At 59.8% G+C, this 15,272-nt stretch carries 16 protein-coding genes and 1 tRNA gene; 8 read left to right on the forward strand and 9 right to left on the reverse strand.

Annotation, left to right across the window (positions count from 1 at the left end):
• Window positions 1-98: 98 nt before the first annotated feature.
• The 7 genes from EXR36_12620 to EXR36_12650 all read left to right on the forward strand — a co-directional run bounded on the left by EXR36_12620 (window position 99) and on the right by EXR36_12650 (window position 7,410).
• On the forward strand, window positions 99-908 hold the full coding sequence (locus EXR36_12620; protein ID MSQ60451.1) for a prolipoprotein diacylglyceryl transferase: 810 nt from the start codon (window positions 99-101) through the stop codon (window positions 906-908).
• A 177-nt stretch (window positions 909-1,085) separates the two neighbouring features.
• Window positions 1,086-1,161, forward strand: a tRNA-Ala gene (locus EXR36_12625).
• Window positions 1,162-1,759: 598 nt separating this feature from the next.
• Window positions 1,760-3,499: a thiamine pyrophosphate-binding protein gene (locus EXR36_12630; protein ID MSQ60452.1), complete on the forward strand. Its 1,740-nt coding sequence runs from the start codon at window positions 1,760-1,762 to the stop codon at window positions 3,497-3,499.
• Between the two features lie 69 nt (window positions 3,500-3,568).
• Entirely contained in the window at window positions 3,569-4,594 is a 1,026-nt protein-coding gene (locus EXR36_12635) for a cytochrome-c peroxidase (protein ID MSQ60453.1), read from the forward strand.
• A gap of 130 nt (window positions 4,595-4,724) precedes the next feature.
• Window positions 4,725-5,462: a hypothetical protein gene (locus EXR36_12640; protein ID MSQ60454.1), complete on the forward strand. Its 738-nt coding sequence runs from the start codon at window positions 4,725-4,727 to the stop codon at window positions 5,460-5,462.
• Between the two features lie 195 nt (window positions 5,463-5,657).
• Complete coding sequence (locus EXR36_12645) at window positions 5,658-6,284, forward strand: thiol peroxidase (GenBank protein ID MSQ60455.1); 627 nt, start codon at window positions 5,658-5,660, stop codon at window positions 6,282-6,284.
• A gap of 73 nt (window positions 6,285-6,357) precedes the next feature.
• On the forward strand, window positions 6,358-7,410 hold the full coding sequence (locus EXR36_12650) for a tartrate dehydrogenase (GenBank protein MSQ60456.1): 1,053 nt from the start codon (window positions 6,358-6,360) through the stop codon (window positions 7,408-7,410).
• Between the two features lie 74 nt (window positions 7,411-7,484).
• Here EXR36_12650 and EXR36_12655 read toward each other — a convergent pair whose 3' ends face one another.
• The 7 genes from EXR36_12655 to EXR36_12685 form a co-directional block, all read right to left on the reverse strand.
• Entirely contained in the window at window positions 7,485-7,889 is a 405-nt protein-coding gene (locus EXR36_12655; GenBank protein ID MSQ60457.1) for a type II toxin-antitoxin system VapC family toxin, read from the reverse strand.
• Window positions 7,890-8,141 carry an AbrB/MazE/SpoVT family DNA-binding domain-containing protein gene (locus EXR36_12660; protein MSQ60458.1) on the reverse strand — a complete coding sequence of 84 codons (252 nt, stop codon included), beginning with the start codon at window positions 8,139-8,141 and terminating at the stop codon, window positions 7,890-7,892.
• Between the two features lie 90 nt (window positions 8,142-8,231).
• Window positions 8,232-9,128: an isocitrate lyase/PEP mutase family protein gene (locus EXR36_12665; GenBank protein MSQ60459.1), complete on the reverse strand. Its 897-nt coding sequence runs from the start codon at window positions 9,126-9,128 to the stop codon at window positions 8,232-8,234.
• A 49-nt stretch (window positions 9,129-9,177) separates the two neighbouring features.
• Window positions 9,178-9,981, reverse strand: a complete 804-nt coding sequence (locus EXR36_12670) for an enoyl-CoA hydratase (protein MSQ60460.1) — start codon at window positions 9,979-9,981, stop codon at window positions 9,178-9,180.
• 2 nt (window positions 9,982-9,983) lie between these two features.
• On the reverse strand, window positions 9,984-11,159 hold the full coding sequence (locus tag EXR36_12675) for a CoA transferase (protein MSQ60461.1): 1,176 nt from the start codon (window positions 11,157-11,159) through the stop codon (window positions 9,984-9,986).
• Window positions 11,160-11,163: 4 nt separating this feature from the next.
• On the reverse strand, window positions 11,164-12,009 hold the full coding sequence (locus tag EXR36_12680; GenBank protein MSQ60462.1) for an alpha/beta hydrolase: 846 nt from the start codon (window positions 12,007-12,009) through the stop codon (window positions 11,164-11,166).
• A gap of 8 nt (window positions 12,010-12,017) precedes the next feature.
• Window positions 12,018-13,193: an MFS transporter gene (locus EXR36_12685; protein MSQ60463.1), complete on the reverse strand. Its 1,176-nt coding sequence runs from the start codon at window positions 13,191-13,193 to the stop codon at window positions 12,018-12,020.
• A gap of 123 nt (window positions 13,194-13,316) precedes the next feature.
• Between EXR36_12685 and EXR36_12690 the strand changes: the two genes are divergently transcribed.
• Window positions 13,317-14,291 carry a serine protease gene (locus EXR36_12690; GenBank protein MSQ60464.1) on the forward strand — a complete coding sequence of 325 codons (975 nt, stop codon included), beginning with the start codon at window positions 13,317-13,319 and terminating at the stop codon, window positions 14,289-14,291.
• Between the two features lie 32 nt (window positions 14,292-14,323).
• On the opposite strand, the gene higA is transcribed toward EXR36_12690, so the two are convergent.
• A complete protein-coding gene (gene higA / locus EXR36_12695) occupies window positions 14,324-14,617 on the reverse strand; it encodes an addiction module antidote protein, HigA family (GenBank protein ID MSQ60465.1) in 294 nt (97 codons plus the stop codon).
• A gap of 19 nt (window positions 14,618-14,636) precedes the next feature.
• Window positions 14,637-14,915 (reverse strand): peptidase, encoded by a 279-nt coding sequence (locus EXR36_12700; GenBank protein ID MSQ60466.1) that lies wholly within the window; start codon window positions 14,913-14,915, stop codon window positions 14,637-14,639.
• Between the last annotated feature and the right edge of the window lie 357 nt (window positions 14,916-15,272).

The following is a 15,272-nucleotide window of genomic DNA, read 5'->3' on the forward strand; positions in this document are numbered from 1 at the left end:
AAACCGGCTGTCGGTGGATCGCAACAACGCTGGCGAGAAGTAGACAGGCCCTCCCTTATAATCCGCGCCTCCCCTCCCACGCCCTCGCCCGTCCCTTGATGGTTGTGCACCCGCAGTTCGACCCCATCGCCCTTCAACTTGGGCCTGTGGCCATAAGATGGTATGGCTTGACGTATCTGGTGGGATTCGTGGGCGTGGTGCTGCTGGGGCGCTACCGCATCAAGCACCGCCCCGAACCGGGATGGACCACGCAGTCCTTGGATGACATCGTGTTCTACGGCGTGCTGGGCGTGGTCATCGGCGGCCGCCTGGGCTACGTGCTGTTCTATAAGTTCTCCGAGTACATGGCAAATCCCCTGCACATCTTCTATGTCTGGGAAGGCGGCATGTCCTTCCATGGAGGATTAATCGGTGTGTTCACCGCCATGCTCCTCTACGCCAAATTCACCAAGCGGTCTTTGCTGGCGATCACGGATTTCGTCGTACCCTTGACGCCACCCGGCTTGGGCGCGGGCCGCATCGGCAATTTCATCAACGCGGAACTGTGGGGGCGTGCATCCGAAGTTCCCTGGGCCATGGTGTTCCCCAATGTGGACACCACACCGCGCCACCCTTCCCAACTCTACGAAGCCTGCACCGAAGGACTGCTGCTCTTCCTGATCCTATGGATCTTCTCCAGCAAACCCAGACCGCCCGGCGCCGTGTCCGGTGTATTCCTGGTGGCCTACGGCACGCTGCGCTTCGCCGTGGAATTCACCCGCGAGCCCGATGCCTTCCTCGGCCTGCTAGGCAAATTTTCCATGGGCCAGTGGCTTAGCCTGCCGATGATCGCCGCGGGCATCGTCATGTTGCTTTGGGCCTACCGTTCACGAAATCCCGCAGGCACCTCATCGCCCGCACCTAAGTGATATAAAATGCGCACCCTTCGGCCGGGATACAGGCCGAAACGGAATGTGGGGACGTAGCTCAGCTTCGGAGAGTCGCGTTCGCATTGCCTCTGCGAGACCTGCACAAGAGCCTCGTCTCCTCTAATTTCGTAGTAAAAGTGGAAGTTGCAAGAAGCAGAAAAGTACCAACGAACAAATGGGGACGTAGCTCAGCTGGGAGAGCGTCGCGTTCGCAATGCGAAGGTCGGGAGTTCGATCCTCCTCGTCTCCACCACATAATGATCCAAGGAAGTCCAAGAGAAGCCACAAGCCCTTGAAATTTAAGACTTGTGTCTTTTCCTTTGTCCAGGGTAGTGCAGTAACATCCGCTTGCATCCGGGCCAAAATGCAGTAACTATTACAGTAACTGGCGTTTTTACCAGTAACTGGAGAAGGAGTTACTGCATGGCGAGGCACCTGATTCCTGGCGATGTCACTATCCGGTCAACGAACCCTAGGTCGTTGGCGGTCCCGAAACGCATGCGTTTGGGGATGGCGGGATCTCTCTGAGGCGAGACCGGCACAACCTTCTCGTCTCCTCCAAATAAACCTAAATGCGGCGATTGGTTGCGTAGATTTGCCGTATTAGTCTTAGCATCAAACCGTTCCCTCACCCCCTCCCCGAGGACGAGGGGAGTTGTTCCCTTCTCGCTCCGGGAGAAGGGCCGGGGATGAGGGAAGGAAGTGGATGGCGGGAATAGGTTCATTTACCTGGTTGCATTACACTCACCCCGCGAAACACCGTGTTGGCAACACCTTCCCGCCGAGCCCCGTTGACCCTTAGGACGAGCACCGCCAAAAATGCTGGGTCCGTATCTTCATCAAATGAACTCATGGCTGTCCAACCCCCGCCGCTAACCCCGAACACTGCCGCTGGCGTTATCGCTCGGTTTCTCAAGGCGCGCGGCGTGGACCGCATCTTCGCGCTATGCGGGGGGCACATCATGCCCATCTGGATGCGCTGCGATGCGGAGGGCATTCGTATCGTCGATGTGCGCGACGAGCGCGCCGCCGTCTATATGGCGCATGCCCACAGTGACTTGACGGGTGGCCTGGGCGTGGCACTGCTAACCGCCGGGCCAGGTGTGACCAACGCCATGACCGGTATCGCCAACGCCCATGTCGCGCGCGCCAGCGTGCTGGTGCTGTCTGGCTTGCCGCCGCAGCCGCAGGAGAACCGCGGTGCCTTGCAAGATATCGTGCACACGGATTTGGTGCGCTCGCTTACGCGTTACGCACGCACGGTGCGCGAGCCCGCCCTCGTATTGCAAGAGTTGGATGAAGCGGTGTCGCGGGCGTTTGGGCAAGGCGGCGATCCGGGGCCGGTATACCTCGACTTTCCCACGGATACGTTGCGCGCGGAAGTTCCGAGAGCCGTGCAACTGGAAGAACACTTTCGCCCGAAGAATAAGCCGGTGCTGCTGCCCGATGCGGCCAGCGTATCCGCGGCGGTGGATCTGCTGTGGAGCGCAAAACGCCCGCTTGTCATCAGTGGCCGGGGCGCACGTGGGTCGGGCGCGGAACTCACCGCATTTCTAGATAAGCTCGGCGCTGCCTACCTAGACACCGGAGAAAGCCGGGGGTTGGTGCCCGATGCCCATCCAGCCGTGGTGGCGGCCATGCGAGGGACCTCCATGAGCGAGGCGGACGTGGTAGTGACTCTGGGCCGGCGGTTGGATTTTCAGCTTGCTTATGGCTCGCCCGCGGTGTTTGGCGAGGCACGCTTCGTGCGCATCGCCGATGCGCCTTCCGAGTTGCGCGACAACCGGCGTGGCGAGGTGGAAATTTTCGCGCAACCGGCCTCGGCGCTGGCCGCCATGACCAAGAAGGCTGGCAACCAGGTTTCCAACGTAGATCGCGCCTGGGCCGACGGCCTGCGCCAGCAGCATGAAGCACGCGCCAAGAAATTGCGAGAAACACTGGCTACAGCCGCCCCAGGGAGCGATGGACGCATGCATCCCAACCGCGTGCTCGGCGAGTTGCAGAGTAAACTCAGCCCCGATGCCATCGTGATCGCCGACGGCGGGGATTTCCTAAGCTTTGCGCGCGTGGGCCTCTCGGCCAGCACTTATCTCGATCCCGGGTCCTTGGGCTGCATTGGGATCGGTACACCCTTTGGGGTCGCGGCAAGCTTGGCTTTTCCCAACCGGCAAGTGGTCGTTGCCACCGGCGATGGCGCCTTCGGCTTCAATGCCATGGAAATCGACACGGCGGTGCGGCACAAAGCGCCCGTACTGATCGTAGTGGCGAACAATGGTGCCTGGCAGATTGAAGTGCATGACCAAACGGATACCCACGGCAAAGTAGTTGGAACGCGGTTGCAGTTCTCCGATTACGCCGCCATGGCGCGCGCCTTCGGAATGCACGCGGAGCGCGTGGAGAGGGCGGAGGATTTGCCGAATGCCCTTGAGCGCGCGCTCAAGAGCCGACCCGCGTTGTTGGATGTGGTGGTCACGCCCGAGGCAAAGTCCTCCGACGGCAAAACCGGGTTAGCATGGGTTCCGGACCTGCAAGCCTTAGGCGCTTGGGACCAAGCTGAGCGTGAATGGCGCCGGGGCGAGGCGCATCGTTAGGATTTACTTTTGAGGGAACATTCAGTGATGAAATCGAAGAAGATTGCAATGCTATGGGGCGCGTGAGTCTTGACGGCTACATTAATTTCCGCACTGAGCGCGGACGATGGCGAACAAGCGTTACTCGAACGCGCGCAAGCGCAGTTCAAACCTTTGCCCGCCGATGCGGCCACGGCGCAATATCCGTTAACGCCCGCGCGAGTGGAAATGGGCCGCAAGCTCTTCTACGAGACGCGCGTTTCCTCGGACGGCAAGCAAAGCTGTGCCGAGTGCCACCAGCCGCAGTTCCACGGCACCGATGCACTACCGCGTTCCATCGGCAATTCCGGCAAACTGATTCCGCGTAACGTTCCCACGGTGTTCAACACGGCGCTACAGTTCGCCCAGCACTATGGGGTAAATCGCGTTGATGTCGAAGAGCAAGCCCTCAAGGCTTTAGTAAGCCCGCTGGCCTATGGCAACAAAGACTACGCCATGGCGGAAGCAAAGCTGCGCGCCATTCCCGGCTACCGGACGCTATTCGAAAAGGCCTTCCCAAGCGAAGCCGAGACCATCACGGCGGCCAACTGGAGCAAGGCCATCGGCGCCTATGAACGCACGTTGCTCACGCCCGCGCCCTTCGACCGCTATTTGAAGGGCGACACCAACGCATTGGGCAAGCAAGCCAAGCACGGCCTGGACAAATTCATGGCGTTTGGTTGCTCGGGTTGCCACGGCGGTGTGCTGGTGGGCGGGCAGATGTACCAGAAGTTCGGCATCACGGCGGATTACTGGACCCTTACGGGAAGCCAGGAAATCGAACTGTTCAAGGGCCGCGACAAGGGCCGCTTCCAAGACACGAAGAACGAAGCCGACGCCTTCATGTTCAAGGTGCAACAACTACGCAACGTCGCAGTAACTCCACCGTTCTTTCACGACGGTTCCGTGGCGAAACTCGAGGACGCCATGCGCATCATGGGCAAGTTGCAATTGGGGCGCGACCTCAACGACGCGGACATAGGCGATATCGTTGCATTTCTTGAGTCCCTGACGGGCGAAGTCCCTGCCCAATTCGCGGGCGTGCCTTCGCTACCGGTGGCGGCCTACAAGAACTAGGAAAGAACCGCCCCTCCCTCCCCCGCGAGCTAGGGAGGGGCGAGGATGCCGAGCCCGCCTCATGTCAATTCAGCTCGATCTTTTTCTCGACTCGCGCTCCGTCATTTTCGTGAACTAGGCGATCGCCGTATTGACTGCGCGCGACACCGGGCGCGCGGCGGACGCCATCGCCGGTCTTCGCCGGCACGAACCCTCGCATGACCAGTTGCCAATGCTGGATCGTTTGGTGTCCCGGATAGGAGAATGGGAGAAGCCTTCTTCCCATGGCGCGGACATCGCACGCAGCGCCGTCTGGTTAGACGAAGAGATGCAAAACGCCAGCCGGGTGCTGGGACCGGGCGCGCAGGAGTTCATGGCTTCCTTCTTCCGCGAACTGGCGCGGATCGCGGGCGACGCGGACTACGACCCTGCCCGTCCCAAGGCGCACCGGGGATGGTTATGCTTGCGAAGCGGGGAGTGGGCGCAAGCCGAGGAGGCAGCTCTTTCCATTCCCAATGCGGGCCAATGCCCGGATGCCTTGCATTGGCTAGGAATCGCGCGCCACAGAAGCGGCGGGCTCGACGCGGCGCGATCCGTTTTGTTTGAATTGGCCATGCGAGAGCCTAGCCGCTTCGCGCCGGTGTTGGCTGAGCTTGGCGACGAGGTGCTTGACCAAGAGTGGGACGCTTTTCAGGATGCCTGCGAATGGGAACACACCGAAGCGCTCGCGGAATGGTTTCCCGCGTGGTATCTGGTGGAATATCCAGCGGCCGCGAAAGAACTGGAAGATCTTATTTTTCCCGATACCTCACCGGGGAACGCCGCACGCCAGGTGCTACGGCTCATCGATCTAGAACGCCAAGGCATCTGCAATCGCCTCATCTCCTAGCGGGAAAAGCTACGCACGCTCAACCCCTATTTGTTTCGCATCTACCTTCAGCGCAGAAGCGTTCGGCACCGCTAAACCCGCGCCCCGGAGGGATTGGACTAATATGCCGGCTTCGCCGTGCCGTTCTGGTAACAAGTTCCAAGCCATTCAGGCGGGCGCGATGCGATGCAGGAACACCAACCATAGGAGACCACCATGAAACAAGTACTCGCGGTAACGGCTATCGTCGCGCTGCTCGCCGGTTGTGCGAGCCAGGTCACCAATCAAGTTCAAGCCGATCTTCCCATAGACAAGGGTACCGTTAGGGCGGGCGCGGGTAGCAGCATTACCATGAAAGGCGGCGCGCTTCCGCTGGCTGGCTCTGGGATGGTGGAGGTTGGCAAGCCACTTCCGTCCGCCATGCTTTCCGCCAGCAATCTCAAGTCCGTCAATCTCGCGGATTCCAGCGGGAAGGTCCGCATCATCAGCGTAGTGCCCTCTCTCGACACCCCGACCTGCGACAAGCAGACCCACGAGCTTTCCGAGAAGAATGCCGGATTGGACAAGAGCGTGGAACTGGTGACCGTCAGCATGGATCTGCCGTTCGCGCAGACTCGGTTCGCCAAGGAAGCGAAGATAAGCAACATCACTTTTCTATCCGATTACAAAGACCGGGAGTTTGGCAATAATAATGGCTTGATGATTGCCCCTCTGGGGCTGCTGGCGCGCGCGGTGATCGTGACCGATAAGGACAATATCGTGCGCTACCTACAAGTGGTTCCGGAAGTCACCGCGTTACCCGATATGCAAGCGGCAATGCAAGCTGCGCGCGGTTTGCTGTAACCGCACTCACCACCTAAGGCGGAGCAGAGTGTCTGCTCCGCCTTTTTACTTTCGACTCGCTGGAAATTTACCGATGAAAAAAATTGCAGTCATTGCCGGTGACGGAATCGGCAAGGAAGTCATGCCCGAGGGCGTTCGTGTATTGGACGCCGCCGCGCGCAAATTCGGCGTGGCGCTCTCCTTCGATCATTTCGATTGGAGTTGCGACAACTACGATAAGCACGGCTGGTGGATGCCGGCCGATTGGCGCGACAAGATTGGGGGCCACGATTGCATCTACTTCGGCGCCACCGGATGGCCCGCGAAAGTGCCCGATCACGTGTCGCTGTGGGGTTCCCTGATGAACTTCCGCAAGTATTTCGACCAGTACGTGAATCTGCGGCCCGTGCGCTTGATGCCGGGCATCGCCTGCCCGCTGGCCAATCGCAAGGTGGGAGACATCGACTACTACGTCGTGCGCGAAAATACAGAAGGCGAATACTCCGCGGTGGGCGGGCGCATGTTCGAAGGCACGGACCGGGAAATGGCCATGCAGCAATCCACTTTCACCCGCAAGGGCGTGGACCGCATCATGAAGTACGCCTTCGAGCTGGCCATGATGCGCGCGCGCAAAAAGGTAACGTCGGCCACCAAATCCAACGGCATTTCCATCACCATGCCCTACTGGGACGAGCGCTTCAAAGCCATGGCCGCCCACTATCCCGGCGTGAGCACGGATCAATATCACATCGACGGACTCACCATCCAACTGGTGCTCAATCCGCAGCGCTTCGACGTCATCGTCGCCTCGAACTTGTTCGGCGACATCATCTCCGACATCGGCCCGGCGACAGCGGGCACCATCGGCATCGCGCCCTCGGCCAACATCAACCCGGAAAGCACGGCGCCTTCATTGTTCGAACCCGTGCATGGTTCTGCCCCGGATATCTACGGCAAGAAGATCGCCAACCCCATCGGCCAGATCTGGTCAGGGGCGATGATGTTGGACCATCTTGGCCACCCTCAAGCTGCCGCCGCCATCATGAAGGCAGTGGAGAAGTGTTTGCAAGATGGCCCGCGTACGCCGGATATCGGCGGAAAGGCGAATACGGAAGACGTTGGAAGGGCGATCGCGGGGGCGTTATAACGGCAGTTGATCTCGTCAACTTAGAGGTGTGTTAGAACGATTGGGGGGACGCCCCGGGCGAGAAAGAGTCCCGCTCATTTCGCCCAATTCTCAAGGCACAAACCTGGAACGCGCTTGAAATGGCGTTCATTATTCGTAACCAAGGCCAAATCGGTTGCAAGAGCATGGGCCGCGATCATCATGTCCAAGTTTCCAATCAATTTCCCGCTACTCTCCATCTCGGCTCGAACTGCCGCGTAAACATGCGCAACGTTATCGTCCCAAGCTAGGCTCGGCACCTGCTGAAGAAATCTGGCAACCAACGCCGCGAGTTTCGGCAGGCGGCCCCTGCGTTCGACGCCGAATAACAACTCAGCACGGCTCACCACTGACATACACAGGGTTGCGGGGGATTTCTTGGAAATTGCGGCATCTAGGCCAGGCATGCCGCCACGTATCAAGTCGCTACAGGTATCGGTGTCGAGCATGAAGCGCAACATTTACTTCTCAAATAATTTTCGAGACTGCGGAATGTCATCGCCCCTTTCGGTCATGAAATCCTCGAGAACTTTCGCTTCCTCACGCAAGGCAAAAAACTCTCTCCAGCTTCTCGGTTTCTTGGACAACACAATGTCGCCCGCAAAGGGGCAGCGGCTTAGATAGACCTCATCACCGCCGAATCGAAATTCCGCTGGAAGCCGAACTGCCTGGCTACCTCCGTGCTTAAATACCTTGTCCCTTTTCGCTTCCATTTCAGAACCTCCATGCGCGAATACCGGGAATCGCAAAAGTTTTGTTTGTCCGGGTTCTTGGAATGGATCTTGGCTCCGCAGCCACCCAACTCAAGACGGTTCGTCGCGATACTTTCTATCGAAGGCACTGACTTCGCCGAACCCCATCAAGCGGCTCATGGCTTGGAATTCGTACAGAGGAACTGCTGGCTCGGCGCTTGAGCGTTTTTCCTTGAGGCCGGCGAAGGCTTTTTCCATGGCAGCGGTGGCCGCCAGAAATCCCAGGGAGGGAAATATCGCCAGCCTGTACCCGATGCGCTCCAACTCGGCGGCGGGTAATACGGGAGTGCGGCCACCTTCGACCATATTCGCCACCAGCGGGAGGCCAAAGGATTGGCCGATGCGTTCCATCTCTTCCGCGCTCTCTGGGCTTTCGATAAATAGCAGATCGGCACCGGCCTTGGCATACGCTTCGGCACGGCGCAGCGCCTCGCCGATCCCATGAGTGGTACGCGCATCAGTCCGCGCGATGATGAGGAAGTTAGGATCATTACGGCTGTCTACCGCTACTCGCACCTTCGCGGCCATATCCTCCATGGGTACCACGCGGCGGCCCAGCATGTGGCCGCATTTTTTTGGGAACTCCTGGTCTTCAAGCTGGATGGCGCAAACTCCAGCGGCTTCGTAGCCACGCACGGTGTGCTGAACGTTGAGCAAACCGCCATAGCCCGTATCGGCGTCGGCGATCAGCGGCGTGCTTGTGAGGCTCGCGATCATGCGAGCACGCTCTTCCATCTGGGTGTACGTGGCGATGCCCGCGTCCGGCAAGCCAAATGCGGAAGCGACGGTTCCGTAACCGGTCATGTACAGAGCACTGAAACCCATGCGATCGGCGATGCGAGCGGATATGCCATCGAACACGCCGGGCGCGATCACCAAGCCGGTTTTGAGCGCGGCCTTCAACGCGGCCCGGCGTTGAGAAAAAGTATCTGGCGCAGCGTGATTCATAAATCCCGTGAGTTAATCCGTTGCGGAGATGCACACCACATCACGCGGCCTATCTGCCCTTGAACACGGACTTGCGCTTCTCCATGAAGGCGCGCCTTCCCTCGATGTAATCCTCGCTCCCCATGCAGCGGGCGATCATGCGTTGCGCTTCGGCGAAGTCTCCTTTTGCTTCGATCAATTCGTTGATGATGGTCTTGGAGGTGGCCATGGTAAGCGGCGCGTTGGAGGCCAGGCCGGCGGCCATCTTGCGCACGTATTCATCCAACTCCGCGCTGGGTAGCACGCGGTTGACCAGGCCCATGGCCTGCGCTTCCTGCGCGCTGTAGCGGCGCGCGCTGTACATGATTTCGCGCGCGGAGGCTTGGCCAACAGTCGAGACCAAGCGGTTGTGGCCATGCACGCCATAACCCAACCCCAAGCGCGCGGCGGGTACGGCGAATTGGCTGTTGTCCGCGCAGTAGCGCAGATCGCATGACAATGCCAGTGCCATGCCGCCGCCCACGCAAAAACCATGGATCAGCGCGATCACCGGCTTTGGCGAAGCCTCGATGGCGTGGTGCGCGGCTTCGGTCCAGCCTTCGTAGGTCTTCACGTTATCCTGGGTCGCGCGGTTTTTCTCGAACTCGGAGATGTCGGCACCTGCCGCGAATGCTGTCGTGCCCTCGCCGCGCAGGACGATGCAGCGAATGGCTGGGTCGGCGACGAACTCCTTGACTGCTTCGGGGATGGCGCGCCACATATCACCATTGACGGCGTTGCGCCGTTCCACGTTGTCCAGCACCATGCGTCCGATGGCGCCATCGCGTTCGACTTTTAGTTTTCCCCGGCTATTCGTATCGCTATTCATCGTTATCCTTAAATGACTTTGCCGCTTGCAAGCGCGGCGATCTCGCTCTCGCTGTAACCCAAATCGCGTAGCACTTCGGAGTTGTGTTCACCCGCCCGGCCCATGGCGCGCTTCAATTTTGCCGGCGTGCGCGAGAGCATCACCCCTGGGGCGACTAGCGAAATTTCTCCGCCCTCCGGGGTTGGTACGGGCACCGCCATGCCTAAATGCCGAACTTGCGGATCGGCAAACACTTCGTCCATCTTGTAGATGGGCCCGCAGGGCACACCGGCTTTGTTGAGCAAGGCGATGAGATCCTTCGCCTTATAACGCTTGGTATGCGCCGAGATGGCTTGATTCAACGCGACCCGGTGCGTGGATCTTAGATCGGCATTGGCGTAGCTCGGATGGGCCGCAAGGCCGGGATCGCCCAGCGCTTCGCACAAGCGCCAGAAGATGACTTTGCCGCTGGCAGCGATATTGATGAAGCCGTCAGCGGTTGGATACACGCTGGTGGGCATGGAGGTCGGATGATCGTTGCCCGCTTGGCCCGGGATCTCCTTTTCCATTAGCCAGCGCGCGGCTTGAAAATCCATCATGGTCACCATGGCGGCGAGCAAGGAGCTTTGCACCCATTGCCCTTTTCCCGAGCGGGAACGCTCTTGCAAGGCGGTCATGATTCCTAGCGCGGCGAACAATCCCGCGCTCAAATCCGCCAGCGGCGTGCCAGCCCGCACGGGTCCGTGGCCCGGCAAGCCGGTCGTCCACATGAGCCCGCCCATGCCTTGGGCGATTTGGTCGAAGCCGGCGCGCGCGCGGTACGGTCCATCCTGGCCGAAACCCGAAATGCTGGCGTAGATGAGGCCGGGGTTTTCCTTGGAGAGCGTGTCGTAATCGATGCCAAGTTTGAATTTCACATCGGGGCGGTAGTTCTCGACGATGATGTCGGCCTTGCGCACGAGCTTCTTCAAAATCTCGACGCCACGCGGATCCTTGAGGTTGAGGGTGATGGAGCGCTTGTTGCGGTGCAGATTCTGAAAATCCGACCCCGCGCGGTTACCGAAACCATCATCGTCTTCGCTGGGCATTTCCACTTTGATGACATCGGCCCCCCAGTCGGCGAATTGGCGCACGCAGGTGGGGCCCGCGCGCACGCGGGTCAAATCGATCACGCGCAGATGGGAAAGGGCTTCGCTGGATGCCATGAACTTAACTCCGGTTGACCCAGCGGCCGTTCTCGACTTGGTGGAAAAAATCTTCCACGATACGGTTGAACAGCGCGGGTTCTTCAAGGTTGAGCACGTGTCCGCTCTTGGGCAGAACCGCCAGCCCGCATGTACGGATGGTGCGTTTCATGAGTAGGCCTGGCTCCAGCGTCGGATCGTCCTCATCGCCGGCCACCACCAGCAAAGGCGCGCTGATCTTGGCCATGTCGTCCGTCAAGCTGTAGAGCGAAGGTCTGCGGCCCTGGTAGCCCATCATGGTAAGCGGGGAGCCCTTGGAGGAATGCTCGCCGAAGTGCTGGATGAACTGCGCGAAGCCGCGCGGATCCTTATCGCGATACTGCAACCGGCCTGGGCCGTGGCCATAGGTGGAAGCAAAGTACGGCATGCCCTTCTCCACCATGATCTTGGCGTTGTTCTTGGCGGTCTCTTGAAACTGCGCGTGCTCGGAAGGGTGCGCACCATAGCCGCAGCCGGCCACCACGAGGGACAATGCACGCGGCGAATAACTCATGCCGAAATGCAGCGTGGCAAAAGCGCCCATGGACAACCCTACGATATGCGCGCGTTCGATCTTCAGCGCGTTCATCACGCTCAGGATGTCGTCCCTTTGGCGCGCTTGCGAGTAGTTGCCAACATCCTCGGGAATCTCGGAGGGCGGATAACCGCGCGCGTTATAGGCGATGCAGCGGTAGCGCCGCGAGAAATGCCGCATTTGCGGCTCCCAACTGCGCACGTCGCCCGCGAACTCGTGAACGAAAATCACCGGCGTGCCGCTGCCGGTTTCCTCGAAATAAAGGCTCACGCCGTCGTCTGTCTTGATTGTGGCCATGGCTCCCCCTAAGTAGTGACCCGCCGCCGCATGGAACGCCTCAATAGCCAAGTCGCGATGACCAGATTGAGCCCGTTCCACGCCATGCCGTTCATGAATGCCGCATTGTACGAGCCCGTGAGGTCGAAGATTGCGCCCGAGAGCCATCCGCCCAGGGCCATGCCGAACATGGTGGCGGTGAGCACCATGGTTACCCGCACGCCCGCCTCCTTGGGAGAGAAATTCTCCCGCACGATGATGGCGTAGGAGGGCACGATGCCGCCCTGGAACAATCCGAACATCGCCGAGATCACGTAGAGCGAGGCCAGGCTGTCGAAAGGGATGAACATCAGCAAGGCGAGCCCCTGCAAGGCGGACCCGATGATCAAGGTGCGCACCCCGCCGACGCGGTCGGAAATGATTCCAAAGGTGATGCGGCTCACGATGCCAAAGCCCAGCATCATGGACAGCATTTGCGCCCCACGCGCGGGGCCATAACCCAGATCGCCGCAATAGGCCACGATGTGAACCTGGGGCATGGACATGGCGACACAGCAGGCCACCCCGGCAACGCAGAGCAGTGTCTGCAAGGCGTTGGGCGAGAGCCCGAGAGAGCGTGCCCCCGTGGACAGACTACTTGGCACAGTGGAGGACTGTGCCGCCGGGCGCCGCCGCAGCAGCAGGGCCAACGGCAGCATCACGGCGAGGCAGAAACAACCGATGCCGAAGAACGTTTGCCGCCAATCCGTGGATTGGAAAAAGTGTTGCGCGACGGTGGGCCACAACGCACCGCCCAGATAATTTCCACTCGCGCATATACCCACCGCTAATCCTCGCCGGCGCGAGAACCACAATGACGTATCGGCAATGAGCGGGCCGAAGGTGGCGGAACTGCCGAGCAATCCGATCAGCAGTCCGTAGGTGGCCGTGTATTGGCCCAAGCTGGTTGCCTTGCTCGACAGGATGTAACCCAGGGAAAGGCACAGCGTGCCGAACAGCACCGGCCACATGATCCCAATGCGATCGGAGATTCGTCCCATGAGAATGCTGCCCAGGCCCAGGCCGATCATGGTCACCGTGTAGGGCAGCGAGGCCTCCGAGCGCGTGACGCCGAACTCCGCCTGCACTTGCGGCAAGGCCACGCTTACGATGAACATGCCCGAGCTACCCATGGCGGCCAGCAACACGGACACCACCAACCGCATCCAGGCGTAGGGTGAATCGGCTTCCGGATTATTTTTCACAACAGTATTCGTAGGGGCAATCCGCAAGGATACCCGGCTGCGATGAGAGTTGAACTCGGCACACGCATCGCGCACAATCGCACTATGGCCGAAACTACTCAATGGGCATTTCCCGAGAACCTTCAACCCAACCCGAAGGATCTCGATTTCGATTTCGAGGCCGCGCTCGCGAGCGTGGTCATGATTCGCTCCGAAATCCCCGACGATGCCTTCACGGCCCATATTCTCGGTACGGAGCGGGTGGGCAACGGCGTGGTCATCCGCGAAGATGGATTGATCCTCACCATCGGTTACCTTGTCACTGAAGCAGAAACCGTCTGGCTCACCACCAACAAGGGCATCGCGATACAAGGACACCCCCTGGCGTACGATTTCGCCACGGGCTTTGGCTTGGTGCAGGCCCTTGGCCGGTTGAAGGTCCCGGCGCTACAGCGCGGCTCCGCCACGAATTGCAATGTCGGCGCCAATGTCGTGATCGCCGGCCACGGCGGGCGAGAACACGCCCTCAAGGCCAAAGTGATCGCCAAGCGTGAATTCGCGGGCTATTGGGAGTATTTGCTAGACGAAGCCATCTTCACCGCGCCGGCTCATCCGCAGTGGGGCGGAACCGCGCTGCTAGGAGAAGACGGCCGCTTGCTGGGTATAGGCTCATTGCTCGTGCAAGAAAAGGTCGAGGAAAAAGCCACCCAGGGCAACATGTTCGTTCCCGTGGATTTGCTCGAACCCATCCTGGACGATTTGCTTCGCCAGGGGCAAGCTAACCGCCCGGCCCAGCCCTGGCTCGGTGTCTATCTCGTGGATAGCGACGGCAAACTGGGCGTAGGTGGTTTGGCCAAGGGCGGACCCGCGGACCAAGCGGGCCTGCGCTCGGGAGATCTCATCACGGCAGTGGCAGGACAAGAAATTTCCGGACTCGCCGATTTATTCCGCAAGCTGTGGGGGCTGGGCAGGGCGGGTGTGGAAGTCCCCATGACCATCGTGCGGCGCGGCGCCGTGGTTCAAGTCCGCGTCACCTCCGCGGACCGCGGCGGCTTTCTTAAGAAGCCGAAGCTGCATTAGCTAGGCGCGGCGAAGCTTCAGATACGACATAATCACCTCACGCCGCGCGCCATGGGCTCGATCTTCGCCACCTGCCGCTTGAGCGCGCGTTGCGCATGCCAAAGATCGTAATTCGCTTGCATGTGCAGCCAGGATTGCGCGCCGCCACCAAGTGCTGCCGCTAGCCGCACCGCCATATCGGCGCTCATCGCCGCTTTGCCGTTCAATACGCGAGAGAGCGCGGCTCGGGTCACGCCCAGGCGCTTGGCGAACTCCGTGACCGTGGTACCGGTATCGGCAAACACGCCATCGCGCAAGACCTCGCCTGGGTGCGGCGGGTTATACATTCGGCTCACTGTCTGTCCTCTAGTGATAATCTCGATAATCCACCAGTACCGCATGCTCGCCATCGAAACGAAAAGTCATGCGCCAGTTTTGACCGACCCACACCGCCCAGTGACCTTTCAGATCTCCCTTGAGGGCGTGTAATCTCCAGCCGGGTAGATTCATGTCCTCCGCGCCGTTCGCCGTGTCAAGCCGGGCAAGCTGAAGCCGTAACCGCCTCGCGTGAGCGGGTTGAATTCCCGCCCTGCTTCCGGTACGAAAGAAGCGCTCAAGCCCTTTGTGCAGGAACGATTTGATCATGGCGGCCATTGTATAGCATACCTATACACTTGGTGGTAAGGAGACCATGTGGAGGGACACGTCATCCGGCCAAGGGCATTCCGATGGCGTTACGTGAAAGACACGTCTTCATTCCTGGCATGTGGCGCGGGTTCCCGCACGCCAAACTGGGCCTCGTTTTCGCCCCTTGGAGTTCTGTCAACCCTCAACCGGCGATTAACCACGATGGACACAAAGTAACACGAAGGAAATACGAAGAAACATAGCGCGACTGAGGCTCACCAATCTGGTGAGAGCGATGCCGCTTCGATGTTTTTGATTTCCTTCGTGTACCGTCGTGTTCTTCGTGTGCAGTAGCTTTTTCTAGGTTTAAACGCA

This window comes from Betaproteobacteria bacterium (genome assembly GCA_009693245.1).
In the GTDB taxonomy this organism is placed as follows: Bacteria; Pseudomonadota; Gammaproteobacteria; order Burkholderiales; family SHXO01; genus SHXO01.

Bases quoted from the DNA above. Each gene is read 5' to 3' on its own strand.
- EXR36_12645 (MSQ60455.1), top strand. From the start codon at position 5,658: ATGAAACAAGTACTCGCGGTAACGGCTATCGTCGCGCTGCTCGCCGGT.
- EXR36_12650 (MSQ60456.1), top strand. From the start codon at position 6,358: ATGAAAAAAATTGCAGTCATTGCCGGTGACGGAATCGGCAAGGAAGTC.
- EXR36_12680 (MSQ60462.1), bottom strand. From the start codon at position 12,009: ATGGCCACAATCAAGACAGACGACGGCGTGAGCCTTTATTTCGAGGAA.
- EXR36_12685 (MSQ60463.1), bottom strand. From the start codon at position 13,193: ATGCGGTTGGTGGTGTCCGTGTTGCTGGCCGCCATGGGTAGCTCGGGC.
- EXR36_12675 (MSQ60461.1), bottom strand. From the start codon at position 11,159: ATGGCATCCAGCGAAGCCCTTTCCCATCTGCGCGTGATCGATTTGACC.
- higA (MSQ60465.1), bottom strand. From the start codon at position 14,617: ATGTATAACCCGCCGCACCCAGGCGAGGTCTTGCGCGATGGCGTGTTT.
- EXR36_12630 (MSQ60452.1), top strand. From the start codon at position 1,760: ATGGCTGTCCAACCCCCGCCGCTAACCCCGAACACTGCCGCTGGCGTT.
- EXR36_12690 (MSQ60464.1), top strand. From the start codon at position 13,317: ATGGCCGAAACTACTCAATGGGCATTTCCCGAGAACCTTCAACCCAAC.
- EXR36_12665 (MSQ60459.1), bottom strand. From the start codon at position 9,128: ATGAATCACGCTGCGCCAGATACTTTTTCTCAACGCCGGGCCGCGTTG.
- EXR36_12655 (MSQ60457.1), bottom strand. From the start codon at position 7,889: ATGTTGCGCTTCATGCTCGACACCGATACCTGTAGCGACTTGATACGT.
- EXR36_12700 (MSQ60466.1), bottom strand. From the start codon at position 14,915: ATGATCAAATCGTTCCTGCACAAAGGGCTTGAGCGCTTCTTTCGTACC.
- EXR36_12620 (MSQ60451.1), top strand. From the start codon at position 99: ATGGTTGTGCACCCGCAGTTCGACCCCATCGCCCTTCAACTTGGGCCT.
- EXR36_12660 (MSQ60458.1), bottom strand. From the start codon at position 8,141: ATGGAAGCGAAAAGGGACAAGGTATTTAAGCACGGAGGTAGCCAGGCA.